The 21,360-nt window shown below is 67.4% G+C and carries 14 protein-coding genes; 7 read left to right on the forward strand and 7 right to left on the reverse strand.

What is annotated here, in order from left to right; all coding sequences use genetic code 11:
* Positions 1-95 precede the first annotated feature (95 nt).
* Positions 96-1,118, reverse strand: coding sequence for a hypothetical protein (locus tag KHC24_RS07955; RefSeq protein ID WP_213361952.1), 1,023 nt, complete (start codon positions 1,116-1,118; stop codon positions 96-98).
* 484 nt (positions 1,119-1,602) lie between these two features.
* On the opposite strand from KHC24_RS07955, the gene gltB reads away from it, so the two are divergent.
* The 4 genes from gltB to KHC24_RS07975 all read left to right on the forward strand — a co-directional run bounded on the left by gltB (position 1,603) and on the right by KHC24_RS07975 (position 10,103).
* Positions 1,603-6,333, forward strand: coding sequence for a glutamate synthase large subunit (gene gltB, locus KHC24_RS07960; protein ID WP_213361953.1), 4,731 nt, complete (start codon positions 1,603-1,605; stop codon positions 6,331-6,333).
* Between the two features lie 249 nt (positions 6,334-6,582).
* Positions 6,583-8,007, forward strand: a complete 1,425-nt coding sequence (locus KHC24_RS07965) for a glutamate synthase subunit beta (RefSeq protein ID WP_213361955.1) — start codon at positions 6,583-6,585, stop codon at positions 8,005-8,007.
* A gap of 498 nt (positions 8,008-8,505) precedes the next feature.
* Entirely contained in the window at positions 8,506-8,877 is a 372-nt protein-coding gene (locus tag KHC24_RS07970) for a hypothetical protein (RefSeq protein ID WP_213361957.1), read from the forward strand.
* Between the two features lie 134 nt (positions 8,878-9,011).
* Complete coding sequence (locus tag KHC24_RS07975) at positions 9,012-10,103, forward strand: hypothetical protein (RefSeq protein ID WP_213361959.1); 1,092 nt, start codon at positions 9,012-9,014, stop codon at positions 10,101-10,103.
* Between the two features lie 52 nt (positions 10,104-10,155).
* On the opposite strand, the gene KHC24_RS07980 is transcribed toward KHC24_RS07975, so the two are convergent.
* Both KHC24_RS07980 and KHC24_RS07985 read right to left on the reverse strand, forming a co-directional pair.
* On the reverse strand, positions 10,156-11,568 hold the full coding sequence (locus KHC24_RS07980) for an SGNH/GDSL hydrolase family protein (protein WP_213361960.1): 1,413 nt from the start codon (positions 11,566-11,568) through the stop codon (positions 10,156-10,158).
* Between the two features lie 166 nt (positions 11,569-11,734).
* A complete protein-coding gene (locus KHC24_RS07985; RefSeq protein ID WP_213361961.1) occupies positions 11,735-13,087 on the reverse strand; it encodes a lytic murein transglycosylase in 1,353 nt (450 codons plus the stop codon).
* A gap of 273 nt (positions 13,088-13,360) precedes the next feature.
* On the opposite strand from KHC24_RS07985, the gene galU reads away from it, so the two are divergent.
* Positions 13,361-14,251: a UTP--glucose-1-phosphate uridylyltransferase GalU gene (gene galU, locus KHC24_RS07990; protein WP_213361962.1), complete on the forward strand. Its 891-nt coding sequence runs from the start codon at positions 13,361-13,363 to the stop codon at positions 14,249-14,251.
* Between the two features lie 34 nt (positions 14,252-14,285).
* On the opposite strand, the gene KHC24_RS07995 is transcribed toward galU, so the two are convergent.
* From KHC24_RS07995 to clpB, 3 genes are all read right to left on the reverse strand, one after another.
* The gene (locus KHC24_RS07995) at positions 14,286-14,750 is read right to left on the reverse strand and encodes an NfeD family protein (RefSeq protein ID WP_213361963.1); all 465 of its coding nucleotides are present in this window, start codon (positions 14,748-14,750) and stop codon (positions 14,286-14,288) included.
* Positions 14,751-14,774: 24 nt separating this feature from the next.
* Positions 14,775-15,776 carry an SPFH domain-containing protein gene (locus KHC24_RS08000; RefSeq protein WP_213362988.1) on the reverse strand — a complete coding sequence of 334 codons (1,002 nt, stop codon included), beginning with the start codon at positions 15,774-15,776 and terminating at the stop codon, positions 14,775-14,777.
* A 218-nt stretch (positions 15,777-15,994) separates the two neighbouring features.
* Complete coding sequence (clpB, locus tag KHC24_RS08005; protein ID WP_213361964.1) at positions 15,995-18,610, reverse strand: ATP-dependent chaperone ClpB; 2,616 nt, start codon at positions 18,608-18,610, stop codon at positions 15,995-15,997.
* 272 nt (positions 18,611-18,882) lie between these two features.
* Here clpB and KHC24_RS08010 point away from each other — a divergent pair, with 272 nt between their 5' ends.
* Positions 18,883-19,110, forward strand: a complete 228-nt coding sequence (locus tag KHC24_RS08010; RefSeq protein WP_213361966.1) for a general stress protein — start codon at positions 18,883-18,885, stop codon at positions 19,108-19,110.
* A gap of 27 nt (positions 19,111-19,137) precedes the next feature.
* Here KHC24_RS08010 and ubiG read toward each other — a convergent pair whose 3' ends face one another.
* Positions 19,138-19,890: a bifunctional 2-polyprenyl-6-hydroxyphenol methylase/3-demethylubiquinol 3-O-methyltransferase UbiG gene (gene ubiG / locus KHC24_RS08015; protein ID WP_213361970.1), complete on the reverse strand. Its 753-nt coding sequence runs from the start codon at positions 19,888-19,890 to the stop codon at positions 19,138-19,140.
* A gap of 190 nt (positions 19,891-20,080) precedes the next feature.
* On the opposite strand from ubiG, the gene KHC24_RS08020 reads away from it, so the two are divergent.
* Entirely contained in the window at positions 20,081-21,334 is a 1,254-nt protein-coding gene (locus KHC24_RS08020; protein ID WP_213361974.1) for an aspartate kinase, read from the forward strand.
* The last annotated feature ends 26 nt before the right edge of the window (positions 21,335-21,360 follow it).

Below are 21,360 nucleotides of genomic sequence, written 5' to 3' on the forward strand. Positions count from 1 at the left end.
GCACGCAAGTCGGCGCCCCGGTCCCCGGGGCGCCTTTCGTTTGCAGGAAGCCTCGCCCCGGACCCCGGGGCGCCTATCGTTTGTGCGGTGCCTGGTTACTGGATCGGCGGCTTGGGTGTCGGCCGCGGCGGCTCGTTCACCTCGCGCACCACCACCGAGGCGGTGCCGGCCGGCACCTCCGCCGCTCCGGCACCGGCGCCGGTGGAGACGCCGGCGCGCGCTTCCAACGCATTGGGAGGCTTCGCCGCCGCTTCCGGCGCCGTGACGGGAGCAACGACCGGCGTGCTCACGGCAGGCGCGGTACCGCCAGAGGACGGGCCGGTGGACGCATTGCTGGGCTGGGCCGCATTGGGCGGCGTAGCCACGCCGGGAATGACCCGTACCGCGCTTGGCGCGCCGGCTTCCACCGGTTTCGCCGCCTCGGCCGGCGCTGGATCGGCCCCGGCCGGCGGCACCGCCGCGACCGACGGCTTCGGCGCGGCGACCGAGGCGCCGCCGCTCGCCGGTGGCGAGGCCGATGGCAGGGCAGATGGCATCGGATCGACCGGGCGCTGGGCACCTCCCGGCGTCGAGGCCCCGGCTTCCGGCAGGTTGGTGGACAGCGGCGCATGCGGCGAGGGCGGCAGCGGCGGCTTGCGCGGCGGCAGCACGCTCGTCACCGGCAGCGGGGCGCTGCCGGCTCCCGGCGGCGTGACCGGCACCGCCGGACCCAGCGGCCGCATCGACACGATGGCACCGGAATAGGCATTCACCCGTACCTGCACGCGGCGGCCCATCGCGTCGGTCGCCTCGCTGACATAGAACTGCCCATCGGTGCGCGGGCGGGAGATGTTGCGCAGCCCCATCGAGCTCAGCATCGGCCGCATGTCGGCCCGCGGCATCACCGGCGGGGAATAAGGTGGCGCGATCGCCGGACGATAGACCGAGCCGGGCGCCGGATAGGCCCGCGGTACGTAACGGGGGGCCGGCACATAGCCGGGCGGCGGCGCATAGGGGCGATAATAGACCTGCGCCCGCGCCGGCATCACCGGCAGGGCCGCGCCCGCGGCGAAGGCGGCGGCAAGCACTGGCAGCAGCACGGCGCGTCGGACGAATTTGGGGGCGGACAGCTTGGACATCGAACCGCATTCCAGAAAAAGACAGCTGACGATCAGCTGAACAGCAGAGCCTTACCAACCGTGAGCCATGAAAGGCGCCGAATGCGGCGCCGCTGAGACCGGCTCCGGCTGCGGACGCCGGCAGAGCGCGCCACGCGCCCTCCGCAGCGGCGGCGGGCAATTGGCTTGCGTCCACCCTACCCTCGGATTGGCATTGATTGCGCGTTATGGCCAGTTCCCGCAACAAGAGATAAAAATGCCGCGCCGAAAGTGATATCTCCCGCTTGTCCACGCGCGCGGTTTCTGGCATGTTCGGCATTGATAGGACAACCATACTGTCCTATCAGGCAGATAGGCTGCCGCTCTGCACGATGGAGGCGCATCGGCATGGCACAGTCGATGCTAGCGTATTTTGATGCTGGTGTGCATGCTTGCGGGCGGTGAGCCCGCGGGGCCGGGATGTCTCGGCATGTCCACCGGCGAGGCGAACACATGGGAGGCTCCGATGAGCGAGGAGTTTGGCGGCATGGCCACGTCGAGTTTCGTTGAGGGTACGGTGCGTCCGGCCACGACGGATCGCGCCATCGTCAAACCCATCACCGCCATCGATCCCGGACTTCCGGCGGCGCAGGGCCTCTACGACCCGCGCAACGAGAAGGACAGCTGCGGCGTCGGCTTCATCGCCGACATCAAGGGCCGCAAGTCGCACCAAATCGTCAAGGACGGGCTGCAGATCCTGCTCAACCTCGAGCATCGCGGCGCGGTGGGAGCAGACCCCCGCGCGGGCGACGGCGCCGGCATGCTGGTGCAGATTCCGCACAAGTTCTTCGCCAAGGAAGCGGCCCGGCTCGGCTTCGAGCTGCCCGAGCCGGGGCATTACGCCGTTGGCCACGTCTTCCTGCCGCGCGAGGCGGAAGGCCAGGAGATCATCCGCGAGACCTTCGAGCGCGTCGTTGCCGAGGAAGGCCAGGTCGTGCTCGGCTGGCGCGAGGTGCCGACCGACAACTCGCATCTCGGCCACACCGTGCTGCCGACCGAGCCCAGCCATATGCAGGTGTTCATCGGCCGTGGCGAGGCGACGGCCAGCGAGGACGATTTCGAGCGCCGGCTGTTCATCCTGCGCAAGGTGGTCTCCAACGCCGTCTACGGCGCCAGGGATCCGCGCACGGCCGGCTATTACGTGGTGTCGCTGTCCTGCCGCACCATTGTCTACAAGGGCATGTTCAATGCCGACCAGCTCGGCACCTATTATGCTGACCTGCACGACGCCGACTTCGAGAGCGCCGTGGCCCTGGTGCATCAGCGCTTCTCGACCAACACCTTCCCGGCGTGGTCGCTGGCGCATCCTTATCGCATGGTCGCCCACAACGGCGAGATCAACACGCTGCGCGGCAATGTGAACTGGATGGCGGCCCGGCAGGCCTCCGTCGACTCGGAGCTGTTCGGCAACGACATCTCCAAGCTGTGGCCGATCTCCTATGAGGGGCAGTCGGACACCGCCTGCTTCGACAATGCGCTCGAGTTCCTGGTGCAGGGCGGCTACGAGCTGCCGCATGCGGCGATGATGCTCGTCCCCGAAGCCTGGGCCGGCAACCCGCTGATGGACGAGGAGCGTCGCGCCTTCTACGAGTACCATGCCGCGCTGATGGAGCCGTGGGATGGCCCGGCCGCCATCGTCGCCACCGACGGCCGGCAGATCGTCGCCATGCTCGACCGCAACGGCCTGCGGCCGGCGCGCTACATGGTGACCAAGGACGACAAGATCGTCTGCGCCTCGGAAATGGGCGTGCTCACCTTCCCGGAGGAGGAGATCGTCACCAAGTGGCGGCTCCAGCCCGGCAAGATGCTGTTGATCGACCTTGAGGAAGGGCGTCTCGTGCCCGACCAGGAGGTGAAGACCGACATGGCCGGCAAGCACCCCTACAAGGAGTGGCTGAAGCGTACCCAGCTGGTGCTGGAAGAACTGCGCGCGGTGGAGGCGCGGGAAGTCCGCACCGACGTGTCGCTGCTCGACCGCCAGCAGGCCTTCGGCTATTCGCAGGAAGACCTCAAGCTGCTGATGGCGCCGATGGCGACCACCGGGCAGGAGGCGGTCGGCTCCATGGGCACCGACACGCCGATCTCGCCGCTGTCGAAGAAGTCGAAGTCGCTGTTCACCTATTTCAAGCAGAACTTCGCCCAGGTCACCAACCCGCCGATCGACCCGATCCGCGAGGAGCTGGTGATGAGCCTCGTCTCGTTCATCGGGCCGCGGCCGAACATCTTCGACCTCGAGGGCAGTTCGCGCCGCAAGCGGCTCGAGGTGCGCCAGCCCATCCTCACCAATGCCGACCTGGAGAAGATCCGCTCCATCGGCTTCATGGAGGAGCGCTTCGACACCCGCACGCTCGACATAACCTACCCGTCCGACAAGGGCGCGGCGGGTATGGGCGACGCCGTCGAGCGGCTGTGCGAGCGCGCCGAGGCGGCGGTGCATGGCGGCTACAACATCATCATCCTGTCCGACCGCCTGCTCGGGCCGGACCGCATCGCCATACCCTCGCTGCTGGCGACGGCCGCCGTGCATCATCACCTGATCCGCAAGGGCCTGCGCACCGCCGCCGGCCTCGTGGTGGAGACGGGCGAGGCGCGCGAGGTGCATCATTTCGCCTGCCTCGCCGGCTATGGTGCCGAGGCGATCAACCCCTATCTCGCCTTCGAGACGCTGATCGCCATGCGCGACGACATCCCCGAGGAGGTCGACGAGTACGAGATCGTCAAGCGCTTCATCAAGTCGGTCGACAAGGGGCTGCTGAAGGTGATGTCCAAGATGGGCATCTCGACCTACCAGTCCTATTGCGGCGCGCAGATCTTCGACGCCGTCGGCCTGTCCGACGAGGTGGTCGCCAGGTATTTCACCGGCACCGCCTCGACCATTGGCGGCATCGGCCTGCCGGAGATCGCCGAGGAGACGGCGATGCGCCATCGCGACGCCTTCGGCGACGCGCCGGTGTTCCGCAACGCGCTGGATGTCGGCGGCGAATATGCCTACCGCCTGCGCGGCGAGGAGCATGCCTGGGATCCGGAGACCGTCGCGGTCCTGCAGCACGCGGTGCGCGGCAACGCGCAGGACAAGTACCGGCACTTCGCCAAGCTGGTGAACGAGACCGGCGACAAGACGCTGAACATCCGCTCGCTGTTCCGCATCCGCGAGGCGGCGGAAGTCGGCCACGCGCCGGTGCCGATCGAGGCGGTGGAGCCGGCGGCGGAGATCGTCAAGCGCTTCGTCACCGGCGCCATGTCGTTCGGCTCGATCTCGCGCGAGGCGCACACCACGCTCGCCATCGCGATGAACCGCATCGGCGGCAAGTCGAACACCGGCGAGGGCGGCGAGGAAGCCTCGCGCTTCAAGCCGCTGCCCAACGGCGACAGCATGCGCTCGGCGATCAAGCAGGTGGCTTCCGGCCGCTTCGGCGTGACCGCGGACTATTTGGTCAACGCCGACATGATCCAGCTGAAGATGGCGCAGGGTGCCAAGCCCGGCGAAGGCGGACAATTGCCCGGCCACAAGGTCGATGCCGTTATCGCCAAGGTGCGCCACTCGACGCCGGGCGTCGGCCTGATCTCGCCGCCGCCGCATCACGACATCTATTCGATCGAGGATCTGGCGCAGCTCATCTACGACGTGAAGAACGTCAACCCGGAAGCCGATGTCTCGGTGAAGCTGGTTTCGGAAGTCGGCGTAGGTACGGTGGCCGCCGGCGTCGCCAAGGCGCGCGCCGACCACATCACCATCTCCGGCTTCGAGGGCGGCACCGGCGCCTCGCCGCTCACCGCGCTGAAGCATGCCGGCTCGCCTTGGGAGATCGGCCTGGCCGAGGCGCACCAGACACTGGTGCTGAACAATCTGCGCGGACGTATCGCGTTGCAGGTCGATGGCGGACTGCGCACCGGGCGCGACGTGGTAATCGGCGCGCTGTTGGGGGCGGACGACTTCGCCTTCTCCACCGCGCCGCTGATCGCCGCCGGCTGCATCATGATGCGCAAGTGCCACCTCAACACCTGCCCGGTCGGCGTCGCCACCCAGGACCCGGTGCTGCGCAAGCGCTTCAAGGGCACACCCGAGCATGTGATCAACTACTTCTTCTTCGTCGCAGAGGAAGTGCGCGAGATCATGGCCGCGCTCGGCGTCACCAGCTTCAACGAGCTGATCGGCCATTCCGAATGGCTCGACAAGAAGCCGGCGATCGACCACTGGAAGGCGAAGGGGCTGGACTTCAGCCGCATCTTCGCCAAGCCGCAGGTCGGTCCCGACGTCGCCATCCGCCATACCGAGCGGCAGAACCACCCGATCCAGCACGTGCTGGACCGCACGCTCATCCGCGAGGCAATGCCGGCGCTTGAGAGCGGCGAGCCGGTGCGGATCGAGACACCGATCAAGAGCATCAACCGCTCGGTCGGCGCCATGCTCTCGGGCGAGGTCGCCAAGCGCTATGGCGAGGCCGGCCTGCCGGACGACACCATCGACATCCACCTGACCGGCACCGCCGGACAGGCCTTCGGCGCCTTCCTCGCCGGCGGCGTGACGATGACGCTGGTCGGCGAGGCCAATGACTATGTCGGCAAGGGCCTGTCCGGCGGCCGCATCATCGTGCGCCCGCCCAGCCACAGCTCCATCGTGCCGGAAGACTCGATCATCGTCGGCAACACCGTGCTCTACGGCGCCACCGCCGGCGAGGTGTATTTCCACGGCGTCGCCGGCGAGCGCTTCGCGGTGCGCAATTCCGGTGCCATCGCGGTGGTCGAGGGCACCGGCGATCATGGCTGCGAATACATGACCGGCGGCGTGGTGGTGGTGATCGGCCAGACCGGGCGCAACTTCGCGGCCGGCATGTCCGGCGGCGTCGCCTATGTGCTGGACGAGGACGGCAGCTTCAAGAACCGCTGCAACCTCTCCATGGTGGACCTGGAGCCGGTCGAGGAGGAGGAAGATCTCCTGGAGCGCCTGCACCACCATGGCGGCGACCTGGAGTTCAAGGGCCGTATCGACATCATGGCCGACATGGGCCATGGCGACGAGGAACGCCTGCACCAGCTGATCGCCAAGCACCTGCACCATACCGGCTCGCAGCGCGCCCAGACGATCCTCGACAACTGGACCGACTATCGCGGCAAGTTCGTCAAGGTGATGCCGGTCGAGTATCAGCGGGCGCTGCGCGAAATGGAGAAAGCGCGCGGGTTGCAGGCGGCCGAATAGGCCGCGGGCGCCCTTCCCCGAAAAGGCCGTCCTCCCGGCCAGGCGATGCCGCGACGCGGCGGCGCCACGCGGGACCGGGCGGCCCGGTACCGGAGGCGGCAGGAGCCGCCGCGGTACCCGGCGGGGTGGTCGGTGCGCAGGATGGCGCGGCGCGATGCCGCGTCGTCATTTTCCAAATGGCACAATTGATGTATCTGGCTGCGGAGCTGGAACGCCTCCAGAGTGGCGGTGCTCCGACGAGAGGGCGCGATGGGTAAGGTTACCGGGTTTCTCGAAATCGATCGGCGCGAGGCGAAGTATCAGCCGGCGTCCGACCGCATTCGCCATTTCCGCGAGTTCACCCTGCCGCTGCCGGACTCGGAAGTCGCCAACCAGGCCTCGCGCTGCATGGATTGCGGCATTCCGTTCTGCCACGGGCCGAACGGCTGCCCGATCCATAACCAGATTCCGGACTGGAACGACCTCGTCTATAACGGCAACTGGGAGGAGGCGACGCGCAACCTCCATTCCACCAACAATTTCCCCGAGTTCACCGGCCGCATCTGCCCCGCCCCCTGCGAGGAAGCCTGCACCCTGAACCTCGAGGACATGCCGGTCACCATCAAGACCGTCGAGCAGGCTATCGCCGACAAGGCATGGAAGATGGGCTGGATCCGGCCCGAGCCGGCGGCGCACAAGACCGGCAAGAAGGTCGCGGTGATCGGCTCCGGCCCGGCCGGCATGGCGGCCGCCCAGCAGCTCGCCCGCGCCGGCCACGAGGTGCATGTCTATGAGCGCGAGCCCAAGGCCGGCGGCCTGCTGCGCTACGGCATCCCCGACTTCAAGATGGAGAAGCACTATATCGACCGCCGCGTCCAGCAGATGGAAGCGGAGGGCGTGACCTTCCATTACGGGGTGAATGTCGGCGTCAACCGTCCGCTCGACGCGCTGATCGACAGCCACGACGCCGTGCTGATGTGCGGCGGCTCCGAGCACCCGCGCGACCCCGCCCTGCCCGGCCAGGACCTGGCCGGCGTGCACTACGCCATGCCCTATCTGGTGCAGCAGAACCGCCGCCTCGGCCGCGAGGATGTGAGCGCCGAGCAGCCGATCCTCGCCAGCGGCAAGCATGTCGTCGTCATCGGCGGCGGCGACACCGCCTCCGACTGCGTCGGCACCGCCTTCCGCCAGGGCGCGCTCTCGGTCCACCAGCTCGACATCCGCCCGGTGCCGCCGCTGAAGGAGGACAAGCTGGCGATCTGGCCGTATTGGCCGACCAAGTTCCGCACCTCCTCCAGCCAGGCCGAGGGCGCCGAGCGTGAATTCGCCGCCGCCACCCTCGGCATGGAAGGCAAGAAGGGCCATGTCACCTCGGTGAAGTGCGCTCGCGTCGATGCCAAGCGCCAGCCGATCCCCGGCACCGAATTCCACATCAAGGCCGACCTCGTCTTCATCGCGCTCGGCTTCATCCATCCGGTGCATGAGGGCATGCTGGCGCTCGACGGCCTGTCGATCGACAAGCGCGGCAATGTCGCCGCCTCTGACGACGACTATGTCACCTCGGTGCCGAAGCTGTTCTCCGCCGGCGACATGCGCCGCGGCCAGTCGCTGGTGGTGTGGGCGATCCGCGAGGGCCGGCAGGCGGCGCAATCCATCGACACCTTCCTGATGGGCGCTTCGGTGCTGCCGCGCTGACCGGCTCTCTCTCCTGCCGCCGCAGGAAGCCCTGCGGCGGGTAACTATCACCGACGCCGCCTCGCCCTCGCCTCCACGCTGCGATGGGCGACGGCTCCTCCGCACGGCGTGCGCCATCGTCCCATCCCCCGGCGGCGCGCGACGTTGCCGGTCCTATCTTCGCCGTACACCACATGATGCCGGGCGCCCCGCCGGTTCCCCAGCGCGACGTGTTTCGGATCGCGTCGCGATGCTTGCGGCCGGCATCACCGCGCGCGGCCGAGCCGCTGGAAGGCGCCCTCCCGAAGGCCCTGCCAACTCGGTGCGAAAGCGGCATAAGCACGCGATGACGAAAGTGGCGGTTTGCCCGCTATCTCCGTCATACCGGCCCGGCGTGACAGCTTCAGTCGAGTATGGGATAGATTGTCTTTGTCATGGACAGAATGATCGGCGGCAGCCGACGCATGCCTTGTCAGGTAGAATTTAGTTCGAACTTTTGCGAATCGAGATCAATTCAGCATGGGTCCGCTTAAGCTCTATTGGTGGAGGCCCGCCGGCACATCGAAGAGCAATCTCGACGATGAAATCGGCTGGGTAACGTCCAGGAAAATCTCGCAGAGCGACGTCATCCTCGCCAGTCGGAATGAATGTGAGCTGATTTCCATCGGCGGCATTCCATCGACGGTCCCACGCCACAGCGCGCTCACCGATCTCAAGGCCCCGTGCCATTCCGGGTCGATGACACCGGACTTCTTCAGTGCGAACGCACGGCCCCGTCGATCCGGCCTGCTCGCCACCGATCGTCGCCCCCGATATCCGGCCGGACTCGGCTACCCCAACGCACGCCATGAGCGACATCACCTCAAAAGCTGCATTGCCTTGCGTGGCTAGTTTGGTCGAGCGTGCGAATATGTTGCGGTGCTTCGCTGCGCTGGAGAAACGGAAAAATGCCGGGGTTCGTGCGAACCATCTATCTGCGCTAGGCGTCCTGCCGTAAAATAGACGAAACGGAGAGAACGGTTAACATGGCCGTGAAGTCTTTTATCTCATCCCTCCTCAACAAGAAGCAGATGCCCGAATCGATCTTTTTCGACGGGGAGTTTGGGGCGGAGATAATTTTGTTTCTTCCGTTCGCGAACTGGCTTTCTCGGGCTGGGCTGCTCAAGAATACCGATATTCTTACCTTTTCCGGCATGACGATGTTCTATGAAGCGCTGGATTGCCGCTCCATCGTCGAGCGGCGGCAGCGTCGCCTCCACCGGCGCATCAGCACGCCGATGCCGATCGGCCTCGAGCATATTTATGCGCGCCCCTCGCCGTTTCATCTGTTCCCCGTCATGCGCCAACTGGGAACCCTGGACATCGCGAAAAGCAGCGATGCCTTCCGCGACAGCCTGGATGCGAAGCCTATCCTGATCGTCCACAATAAATTCAATAATGAGTGGAAGAACCCACCCATCAACTTCATCAACACGACCTGCCTGAGAGAGACCTTCGAGCGGCTGAGCGATCAATACACGATCGTCTATATCCGGCACGGCATCAAGGATATCCAGGCCGGCTACTCGAACGACGTCAGGCTGCGACCCGAATTCGACGATCTGTCGCTGATCAACGAATTTCCGTCGGTGTTCCTCTTCGATGATCTCGTGCAAGACTACGCGTCGCGGTTCGGCGGCGTCAGCGTCAACGATTTCAAGGCCTCGCTCTATAAGCGGGCCTTCCATTTCATCAGCACCCAGGGCGGCGGCGCCCACCAATGCGCCTATTATTCCGGCTCGCTGCTGACGGTGCTCCACAAAATGGGACGGGAAATCGAGCTCGCCTATGCGGAAGGCTATTATTCCTTCCTGACCAACCCCGCGCCGACCCGGGTGATCTGCCTGACGGATGACGATTACGTCTCTGCCCTTTCGCTCTATGACAACCCGCTGATCATTGACGGCGTGGCGCAGCTGCCCAACCGGCATAGCGACGTGGCCCAGTATCTGTCGCCCTGGAAGGCGCGCTTGCGCTGGACCGGACTGACGATGCCCGGAACCGCCTATGAGGTGCCCGAGCAATTGGCGCAGGCTGCCGACGCGACGCTGTCATGGCCGCGCGAGGCCGCGCAGTGAAGCCGCGCCGGTAGCAACCCGAGCCGACGGGGAACAGCACAGGGCGCCGCCGCTACGGCGTCGCCGTCTTGGCGGCACCGGTCGATTCGGGGGCGGCCTGCGGAGCCGCGCCATCGCCCGCACGCTTCGGCGGCGTCCAGCTGAAATCGTCGGTGCGCCCGCTCACCGCCGGCAGCGGCTCGCCGCGCACCAACAGGCGCAGGGTGCCGTCCTGCGATTCCGGTGCGACCGCCTCGCCTGATGGCTGCGGCGGCGGAGCCAGGGCGGCCCCGGGCGCGCCGACGAGCGTGCGTGCGCCAACCCCGGCTCCGGCGCCGGTCAGCATGATGATCGAGGGACGAGCGGCCACCGGATCGCCGGGCACCGGCAATTCCTCATGCTCCAGCCGCGGCCCGAGATCGCGGTCGACGAAGAAGGCGAGCTTGCGCCCGCCGGCGCGGGTGAAGCCGAGACCGTTCGCGGTACGCAGCCGCCGGCGCTGGCCATCCACCGCCGGGCCGGACATCATGAACTGGCCGTTCTCGTCGACAAAGCCGTCCCAGACCTCGACGAAGATCACCCCTGCCCGTTCAGCATGCTCGCCGAGCAATTCGTTGAGCCGGGCATTGCGCTCGCTGGCGGCGGCATCGTCGACCGGCGGCAGCCCGACCAGAACCACCGGGCGTCCCTGCAGCTTCAGCCCGAGCAGCAGATCGTCGATGCGCCGGCCATAGATCGCCCGCCAGCGCTCGTCGAACAGCTCTGCCGCTCCGCCCGTATCCTGGATAGGTGCCAGATCGGCGCTGCCGGCGAACATGACGATCGCGCTCGGCGCCTCCGACGCGACCAGCCGGCGGGCACCATTGATCCAGTCATAGGCACTCGCCGGCGCGAAACCCGAGCCGGATTCGGCATGACCGACCACGGCGATGCCCTTGCGGTCGGCAGCAAAGGCATCGGCGAGCCCCTGCGCCAGCGCATCGGCATATTCATCGCCCAGCACCAGCACGATGCCCTTCAGATCCTCGCCCTGTTCCGCCCTGGCGGCGGCAGCGGTCGCGTAGACGGAGCCCCGCGGCTCGGCCGGCGTTTCGACCGCCGGCCGAGCCGGCGCGGCGACGGCGGGCGGTGGCGGGCCGAGATCGCGCGGGCGACCCGGCGCATAGCGCGGCTGGTCCTGCGGCTGGAACAGATCGATCAGCGGCTGGAACGGGTTCCAACCGCGCGGCTGCTGGGGCGACGCCTGACGAACCGGCGCCGCCTGCTGCTGACGCCGCTGCGGGGGCTGCCGCGCACGTTGCGGCGGCGCGGCACGCGAGGGCTGACCGACATCGGCGGGGGGACGAAACCAGTCCGCCTGCGCCAGCGCCGGCGCCTCCGGCAGAGCGAGCAGCAGCAGGCACAGCACCGAGCCGGCAAGTCGCAGCCATGCGGAGGGCGCGCCGCCCTCCGGTCCCATCCGCCGTCTCTGCCCGGTGCGGTCCATGAGATCCATCGTCGGCAAGCGGTGAACCAATATCGCGGCGGTTTCAAGTCCCGCCGCCCACCGTCTCCGCCGGAACGGCTCCACGCCGGGCAAAACCGCCCGGCATCAGCCCCCCCGAAGACGGCGGATCGGAGCGGTTTGCCGCCGCAAGCGAATGGCGGACGCGCTAGCGCAGCCGGTCCAGCACCTCGCCGGTGGCGTGTCCGTCGGGCAGCATGCCGACGCTGACCTGGAACTCGCGCACCGCAACGCGGGTCTGCTGGCCCATGGTGCCGTCGGCCGGACCCGGATCGAAGCCGCGCCGGGCGAGGCGCTGCTGCAATTCCGAGCGCTCGGCACGCGACAGCATGCGCACATCTTCCGGCCACGGCGTGACGAACGGCCCGCCACCGCGGATGCGATCGGCAAGATGGCCGATGGCGAGCGCATAGGCATCGGCCGGGTTGTAGGAAAGGATGGCGCGGAAATTGTCGGTCATCAGGAAGGCCGGGCCATTGGCGCCGGAGGGCAGCAGTAGATAGGCCGTAGCCTCGCCATTGGGATAGCCGCGTCCGCCGACCCGTGTCACGCCGAGCGCTGCCCACTCGCGCAGCGGCTTGCGGATGCTCTTGTCGGCGAGGAGATAATCGAAGCCGCGCGGGGTGAGGACCTCGTAGCCCCAGCTGATGCCCGGCTTCCAGCCGCCGCGCTTCAGCTTGTTGGCGGTAGAGCCCATGGCGTCGGCGACGGAATCGACGACATTGCGATGGCCGTCGCCGTCGAAATCGACCGCGTCGCGCTGGAAGGCAGTGGGCATGAACTGGGTGAGGCCGAAGGCACCGGCCCACGAGCCCTTCAGGTGGCTCTCGGGAATATCGCCACGATCGACGATGCGCAGGGCGGCGACGAACTCGTCGCGGAAATAGGGCTGCCGGCGACCGACGCAGGCGAGCGTCCCGGTCGCCTGGATCACCGGATAGGAACCGCGGGCGCCGCCATAATTGGTCTCGATGCCCCAGATCGCCGCCACCACATAGGGATCGATGCCATAGGTGCGCTCGACGGCCTGGAAGACGGCGGCGTTCTCGGCCATTGCCTGGCGGCCCTTCTGGATGCGGGTCTCGGAGACCAGCATCTCGACATATTGTCCGGGCGTTCGGGAGAATTCCGGCTGGGTCTCCAGCTTCTTCATGATCGACATGTCGGGGGTGAGCCCGGCGGTGAGCCGGCGGAAGCCAGCGGCGGAAACCCCGGCCTGGCGGGCTTTCGGCTCCAGCGCCGCGATGCAGCGGCTGAAATTCGCCTCCGCCGCGCGCAGGGCGGCCGGTTGCATGTCGGGATGCGACGAGCCCGTCGAGGCCGCCGGCGCCGAGGCGACGCGCGGCGGCGGCGCCACCCGCGCCGACACGGGCGAAGGCCCGGCCGTGGCGACGGTGCCGGTCACATCGTCCGAGAACGCGCAGCCCCCGAGCCCGATCGCGAGGACAACGGCGGCCATGCCGCCCGATAGGCGGCTGCCGGAAACCGACCCTGTACGCATGTTGAGACCTCTGATACGCAGTCCGGGCCGATTAGGGGCTCGGCATGTTTTACGAGGACTTAACGTCAGGTCGGTTTTTCCGATTTCGTAGCGTAAGGGGCTTTATAATACCTCCATGCGACCGGCCGCGGCGGCCATGCTGGAGAGATAAGTTGCGGCCTGTCACATGATTTTTGTCATTGGCGCGCTTCTCACGTTAAGTTGAGGTTCATACGCCCCCACCTAGACCGATCCGGCTCGACCCGCTCATTTCAAGAACGGACCTAGTTGCAGATGACACATATTCGCAAGGCGATCCTTCCCGTTGCCGGTCTCGGCACACGCTTCCTGCCCGCCACCAAGGCGGTTCCCAAAGAGATGCTGACCGTGGTCGACCGGCCCGTGGTGCAGCACGTCGTCGACGAGGCCCGCGCGGCCGGCATCGAACACATCGTTTTCGTCACCGGCCGCAACAAGGGCGTGATCGAGGACCATTTCGACCGCCAGTACGAGCTCGAGGCCACGCTGTCCGAGCGCGGCAAGCATCAGCTGCTCGATACGTTGCGGGCCGAGACCCTGGGTCCCGGCAAGACCAGCTTCACCCGCCAGCAGCTGCCGCTCGGCCTCGGCCACGCGGTGTGGTGCGCCCGCGACATCATCGGCAACGAGCCTTTCGCGCTCCTGCTGCCGGACATGCTGCACAAGCCGCGCAACGGCAAGAGCTGCCTCGCCCAGATGGTGGACGCCTATGACAAGGCGGGCGGCGGCAACCACATCGCCGTCTACGAAGTGCCGATGGACCAGACCGACCAGTACGGCATCGTCGGCCTCGGCGAAAACATTGCCGAGCGCGTGCATCGCATCGCCAAGATGGTCGAAAAGCCGAAGAAGGAGGTCGCTCCCTCCAACCTCGCCATTTCCGGCCGCTACATCCTGCAGCCGGAGATCTTCGACCTGCTGGAGACCCAGGAGCGCGGCGCCGGCGGCGAGATCCAGCTGACCGATTCGATGCTGAAGCTGGCCAAGAAGCAGGACTTCTACAGCGTCACCTTCGACGGCTCGATCTATGATTGCGGCTCGAAGCTCGGCTTCCTGATGGCCAATGTCGCCTATGCGCTGGCGCGGCCGGACATTGCCGAGACCTTCCGCCCCGAGCTCGACGCGCTGCTCGCCAGCAACGACTGAGGCGGTTCGCCGCTCTCGCCCGAGGGAGCGCGGCTCAGGCCGCCGTCCCCTCGGGTCGCACCGTGAGCGTCGCGCCGTCGATGCCGGTGACCACCACCCGCGCACCCGCCGGGCAATCCTCCCCCATCACCCGCCACACGGTATCGTCGACCCTCACCTGGCCGACGCCGCCGGCGATGGGTTCCCGCAGCACGAAGGCGCGGCCGATCAACGCCTCGGTGCGGCGGTTGAGGAACGGACGGTCGCTCGCCTTCGGTCCGCGCGGGAACATCCGGCGGCCGAGCAGCAAGGTGACGAAGGCCAGCACTGCATAAAGCACCAACTGCCCCTGCCAGCCGATCTCCAGCAGCGGCACGACGAGCCCGGTCGCCAGCGCCGCGACCCCGAGCCAGATCAACTGGGCGCCAGGCAGCAGCAGTTCGCCCAGCAGCAACAAGCCGGCGATGATGAACCAGATCCAGTTGCCGATCTCGCGCCCGATCTCCGCCAGAACTGCCATCACCGCCTCCGCCTCGCCCGCCGATCAGCTTCCGAAGCCGTCATGGCCACCGGATGACGTCCCCGCCGCCGGCCCCGTCGGCCGCGGGCGCGCCGGGCCACGCGCCGCGCCTGCCTCTCCGAATGCGCCGCGGGCGATCTCGGCGATGCCGGCGAGCGAGCCGAGAATCGCCGTCGCCTCATAGGGCAGGATCAGTGTCTTCTGGTTCGGCGCGGTGGCCATCGCCTCCAGCGCCTTCACGTATTTCTCGGCGATGTAGTAGTTCAGAGCCGCCGGATCGCCGGACGCCACGGCGGCGGACAGCATCTGCGTCGCCTTGGCGTCGGCCTCGGCAAGCCGCTCGCGCGCCTCCGCGTCGCGGAAGGCGGCCTCGCGCCGTCCCTCGGCCTGAAGGATCTGGCCTTGCTTCTCGCCTTCGGCGCGCAGGATCTCCGACTGGCGCTGGCCTTCCGCCTCCAGCACCACGGCGCGCTTCTCGCGCTCGGCCTTCATCTGCCGCCCCATCGCGGTAACCAGGTCGGCGGGAGGCACGATGTCCTTGATTTCGATGCGGGTGATCTTCACGCCCCAGGGCGAGGCGGCGGCGTCGACCACCTTGAGCAGGCGCTCATTGATTTCGTCGCGATGCGACAGCAGCTGGTCGAGGTCCATCGCACCCATCACCGTGCGGATATTGGTGGTGGTCAGCGCGAGGATGGCAAGGTCAAGCTGGGAGACCTCATAGCTGGCGCGCGGAGCATCGAACACCTGGAAGAAGGCGACCCCGTCGACCGCCACCGTGGCGTTGTCCTTGGTGATCACCTCCTGCGTCGGCACGTCGAGCACCTGCTCCATCATGTTCACCTTGTGGCCGATGCGGTCGATGAACGGGATGATGATGTTGAGGCCCGGCGTCAGGCTGCGGGTGTAGCGGCCGAATCGCTCCACCGTATACTGGTAACCCTGCGGAACGGTCTTCACGCCGGCGAGGATGGTGGCGATCGCCAGCACCAGAAGCACGACGACGAACAGGTTGAAGCCGATCAGCATGGGTCGCTCCAAAGGGGTACCGAGGTCGGGCGGAGGAGTGTGGCGCGGGGCAACCCCGGCCGCAAGGCGGCTGCCGGGACGCGATCAGGCGCGGTCGAGTACCGGCGATCAAGACAGAATGGCAACGGCGCGCGGCGATGCCGCCGGCCGAAAGCAGGACGGCGCGGCCCTTTGCCGGGTCGCGCCGCGTTGGATCATCGGCAGGCGAAGGCCGCTCAGGCGGCCTCCTCCACCGAGGGGCGGGTGTCGAACAGCAATTCGCCCGCGCCGCGCTCGACCTTCACCACGTCGCCATCCTTCACCGTGCCGGCAAGGATGCGGCCGGCCAGCGGATCCTGCAGCAGCTTCTGCATCACCCGCTTCAAGGGACGCGCGCCATAGGCCGGATCGTAGCCCCGCTCGGCGAGGAAATCCCGCGCCTCGGGGGTGATCTCCAGCACGATCTTGCGCTCGTCCAGCAGCTTCTGCAGCCGCTTGGCCTGGATATCGACGATGGCGCCCATCTGCTCGCGCCGCAGCCGGTGGAACAGCACGATCTCGTCGATGCGGTTGAGGAATTCCGGCCGGAAGTGCAAGCGCACCACCTCCATCACCTCGTCACGCACCGCTTCGGTGTCCTCGCCGTCCTTCTGGTTCACCAGATACTCCGAACCGAGATTCGAGGTCATGATGATCAGCGTGTTGCGGAAGTCGACCGTGCGGCCCTGGCCGTCGGTCAGGCGCCCGTCGTCCAGAACTTGAAGCAGCACGTTGAACACATCCGGATGCGCCTTCTCGACCTCGTCGAACAGCACCACCTGATAGGGCCGGCGGCGAACGGCCTCGGTGAGCGCGCCGCCCTCCTCATAGCCGACATAGCCGGGAGGCGCGCCGATCAGCCGGGCCACCGCGTGCTTCTCCATGTATTCCGACATGTCGATGCGGACGAGCGCGGTGTCGTCGTCGAACAGGAAGGACGCGAGCGCCTTGGTCAGCTCGGTCTTGCCGACGCCGGTGGGGCCGAGGAACATGAACGAGCCGATCGGCCGGTTCGGGTCCTGAAGCCCGGCGCGGGCGCGGCGCACCGCCGTCGAGACGGCTTCCACCGCCTCCTTCTGGCCGATGACGCGCTTGGCGAGCTCCTCCTCCATGCGGAGCAGCTTCTCCTTCTCGCCCTCCAGCATCTTGTCGACCGGCACGCCGGTCCAGCGCGAGACCACGCCGGCAATGTGGTCGGGCGTCACCGCCTCCTCCACCATGGTGCCGGCCCTCACCTCGGCGGCAAGATCCTGCTTCTCGAGTTCGGCGAGCTTCTTCTCCAACGCCGGGATGGTGCCATAGGCCAGTTCGCCGGCCTTCTGGTATTCGCCGTTGCGCTGGGCGATGGCGAGGTCCGCGCGCGCCTTTTCGAGGTCGCTCTTGACCTTCTGGGCATCGCCGAGCTTGTCCTTCTCCGCCTTCCAGCGGGAGGTGATCGAGGCGGATTCCTCCTCGAGATCGGCAAGCTCCTTTTCCAGCTTCTTCAGCCGGTCCTTCGAGCCGGCGTCGCTTTCCTTCTTCAGCGCCTCCTGCTCGATGCGCAGGCGTACGATCTCGCGGTCGATGCTGTCCAGCTCCTCGGGCTTCGAATCGACCTGCATGCGCAGGCGCGAGCCGGCCTCGTCGATCAGGTCGATCGCCTTGTCCGGCAGGAAGCGGTCGGTGATGTAGCGGTTCGACAAGGTCGCCGCCGCCACCAGCGCCGAATCGGTGATGCGCACGCCGTGGTGCAGCTCGTATTTCTCCTTGATGCCGCGCAGGATGGACACCGTGTCCTCCACCGTCGGCTCGGAGACGAAGACCGGCTGGAAGCGGCGGGCCAGCGCGGCGTCCTTCTCCACATGCTTGCGGTATTCGTCGAGTGTGGTGGCGCCGACGCAGTGCAGCTCGCCGCGCGCCAGAGCGGGCTTCAGCAGGTTGGAGGCGTCCATCGCCCCGTCCGCCTTGCCGGCGCCGACCAGCGTGTGCATCTCGTCGATGAACAGGATGATGCCGCCCTCGGCCGAAGTGACCTCGGAGAGCACCGCCTTCAGCCGCTCCTCGAACTCGCCGCGATATTTGGCGCCGGCGATCAGCGAGCCCATGTCGAGCGCCAGCAGGCTCTTGTCCTTCAGGCTCTCCGGCACGTCGCCATCGACGATGCGCAGCGCGAGGCCCTCGACGATGGCGGTCTTGCCGACGCCGGGCTCGCCGATGAGGACGGGATTGTTCTTGGTACGGCGCGCCAGCACCTGGATGGTGCGGCGAATCTCCTCGTCGCGGCCGATCACCGGGTCGAGCTTGCCGTCGCGGGCCGCCTGGGTCAGGTCGCGGGCATATTTCTTCAGCGCGTCATAAGCGTTTTCCGCCGTGGCGCTGTCGGCCGTACGGCCCTTGCGCAGCGCCTCGATGGCGGCGTTGATCTTCTGCGGCGAAGCGCCGGACTTGGCGAGAATCTTCCCGGCCTCGCTATCTTTCTCCAGCGCCAGCGCCAGCAGCAGCCGCTCGACGGTGACATAGCCGTCGCCGGCCTTCTTGGCCGCCTTCTCGGCGGCGTCGAAGACGCGGGCGGTGGTCGGGGCGAGGTAGACCTGCCCGGCGCCCGAGCCCTGCACCTTCGGCAGCTTGGCGAGCGCCGCCTCGGTGTCGGCGAGCACGATGCGCGCATCGCCGCCGGCACGCTGGATCAGCCCGGCGCACAGCCCTTCCGGGTCGTCGAGCAGCACCTTGAGCAGGTGCTCGGGCGTGAACTGCTGGTGCCCCTCACGCAGGGCGAGCGATTGGGCGGACTGGATGAAGCCGCGCGCGCGCTCGGTGTAGATCTCGAAATTCATAGGTCGTTGCCTCCTGGCCCCCCGTGGCCTCGTGAGCGAGCACACACGGTCTTGCGGGACGGCGGCGCCCGTATCCCGGCCACCGCGACGAACCCCGATCAGGCGATCCGTCCCTGCTCATGTAGTGTGGCAGATCGGCAACGAAAGGGGGCGCCGGACCAGAAAATACCGAGGCCGGCCGCCGCCGGTCGCCTCGGGCAATCAGCGCCATTCCAGGTTATAGTGCCCCGGTCGGGCGGTGCTCGGCCGCCCGTGGCATGGGAGGCTTCACCATGGCTTTCGACGCTCGTAAGCTACCATCCCGGACCAAGGCGGTCGGACTGTTCGACAGCGCCCAACGGCTGGAGCGCGCCGTCAAGGATCTCGAGGCGGCCGGCTTCGACCGCAGCGAACTCAGCATTCTCGCCAGCGATGACGCCGTGCGGCGCCGGATCGGCCGCGAATGGCTGGCGGAGCGTGTCGCCCCGATCATCCGGCCGGAGAACCGCATCGTCTATTGAGGTGTCGGCCGGATTCGGCGGGCCGCCTCACGCCGGCCGTTCGGCGAGCAGCATGTAGTTGACCGCCAGATCGGTGGAGCGGCGCCATTCGGCGAGCAGCGGATTGAAAACCACGCCCTCGCGATCGGTCACGGCGAGGCCCCCGGCGGTCATCGCCGCCGCCAGTTCCTCGGGGGTGACGAAGCGCTTCCAGTCATGCGTGCCCCGCGGCAGCCAGCCGAGCACATATTCGGCGCCGACGATGGCGAGGGCGAAGCTGCGGCCGGTGCGGTTCAGCGTCGCGGCGCACATCAGCCCGCCCGGCTTCACCATCTCCGCCGCGCTGTTCACGAACAGCCCGACATCGGCGACATGCTCGACCACCTCCATCGCCAGCACCACGTCGAAGCGCTCGCCGGCTGCCGCCATCGCCTCGGCGGTGGTGGCACGATACTCGACAGGCGCGCCGCTCTCCCCGGCATGGAGGGAGGCGACGCGCACATTGCGCTCGGCGGGATCGATGCCGACCACGGTGGCCCCCATCCGCGCCAGCGGCTCGCACAGCAGTCCGCCGCCGCAGCCGATATCGAGCAGGCGCAGCCCCTCCAGCGGGCGCATGGCGCGCGGGTCGCGGTTGAAATGGGTGACGATCTTCTCGCGCAGATAGGCGAGCCGTACCGGATTGAACTTGTGGAGAACCCCCATCTTGCCGCGCGGATTCCACCATTCGGCAGCGAGAGCGGCGAAGCGCTCCACTTCGCGAGGATCGACGGTGGTGGCGGTGTCGGCGGTCTCGGTCATCAGGCGCTCTCGGGTCAATCGGGCTCAACCGGTCGGAAACGGGCGCAGCCGGGAAGAATTCCAAGCTCGCCGCCGACCCACGCGCGCCCGTTGCGGGCGGGGCGCGAGGTGGATATGTATACGCGCCTTTTCGGCCGGGGGCTCCCTCCCCTGCGCCCGACATAAGAACAAAGCGGTACGGTTTCTTCCCATGGCACGTCTGGTGATGAAGTTCGGCGGCACGTCCGTCGCGAACGTGGAGCGCATCAAGAACGTCGCCCGCCACGTCAAACGCGAGATCGACGCCGGTCACGAGGTCGCCGTGGTGGTTTCCGCCATGTCCGGCAAGACCAACGAGCTGGTCGCCTGGTGCCGCGACACGGCGGTGCTGTACGATGCCCCCGAATATGACGCCATCGTCGCCTCGGGCGAGCAGGTGACGTCGGGTCTTCTTGCCATCGCGCTGCGGGACATGGGCATTGCGGCCCGCTCCTGGCAGGGCTGGCAGCTGCCGATCTCCACCGACGACGCCCATGGCTCGGCGCGCATCCTGTCGGTGAACGGCGACGAGATCGTCCGCCGATTCGGCGCCGGCCGCGAGGTGGCGGTGATTGCCGGCTTCCAGGGCATCCACGAGCCGTCCGGCCGGGTCACCACGCTGGGGCGCGGCGGCTCCGACACCAGCGCGGTGGCGGTGGCCGCCGCCATCAGGGCCGATCGCTGCGACATCTATACCGACGTCGATGGCGTCTATACTACCGACCCGCGCATCGTCCCCAAGGCCAAGCGCCTCGACAAGGTCGCCTTCGAGGAGATGCTGGAGATGGCGTCGCTGGGCGCCAAGGTGCTGCAGGTGCGCTCGGTCGAGATGGCCATGGTGCACAAGGTGCGGACCTTCGTGCGCTCCAGCTTCACCGACCCGGATGCACCGGAACTCAAGACCGCCGGCGATCCGCCGGGCACCCTGATCTGCGACGAGGAGGAAATCGTGGAGAGTGAAGTCGTCACCGGCATCGCCTTCGCGCGCGACGAGGCCCAGGTGAGCATCCGCCGCGTGCCGGACAAGCCGGGCATCGCCGCCAACGTCTTCGTGCCGTTGGCCGATGCCAACATCAACGTCGACATGATCGTGCAGAACATTTCGGCGGAAGGCCATACCGACATCACCTTCACCGTGCCGACCGCCGATTTCGAGCGCGCCAAGGCGGCGCTCGCGGCGGTCAAGTCGGAGATCGGCTTCGAGACCATCGAGGGCGCCACCGACGTGGTGAAGATCTCGATCATCGGCATCGGCATGCGCTCGCATGCCGGCGTCGCCGCCCGCGCCTTCAAGGCGCTGTCCGAACGCGGTATCAACATCCGCGCCATCTCCACTTCCGAGATCAAGATCTCGGTGCTGATCGATGCGGCTTATACCGAACTTGCGGTGCGGACGCTGCATTCGGTATACGGGCTCGACGCCTGACGGCATTATTTCGGCGGCGCGACCCC

Origin of the sequence: Ancylobacter defluvii (genome assembly GCF_018390605.1) — a bacterium.
Lineage (GTDB): Bacteria > Pseudomonadota > Alphaproteobacteria > Rhizobiales > Xanthobacteraceae > Ancylobacter > Ancylobacter defluvii.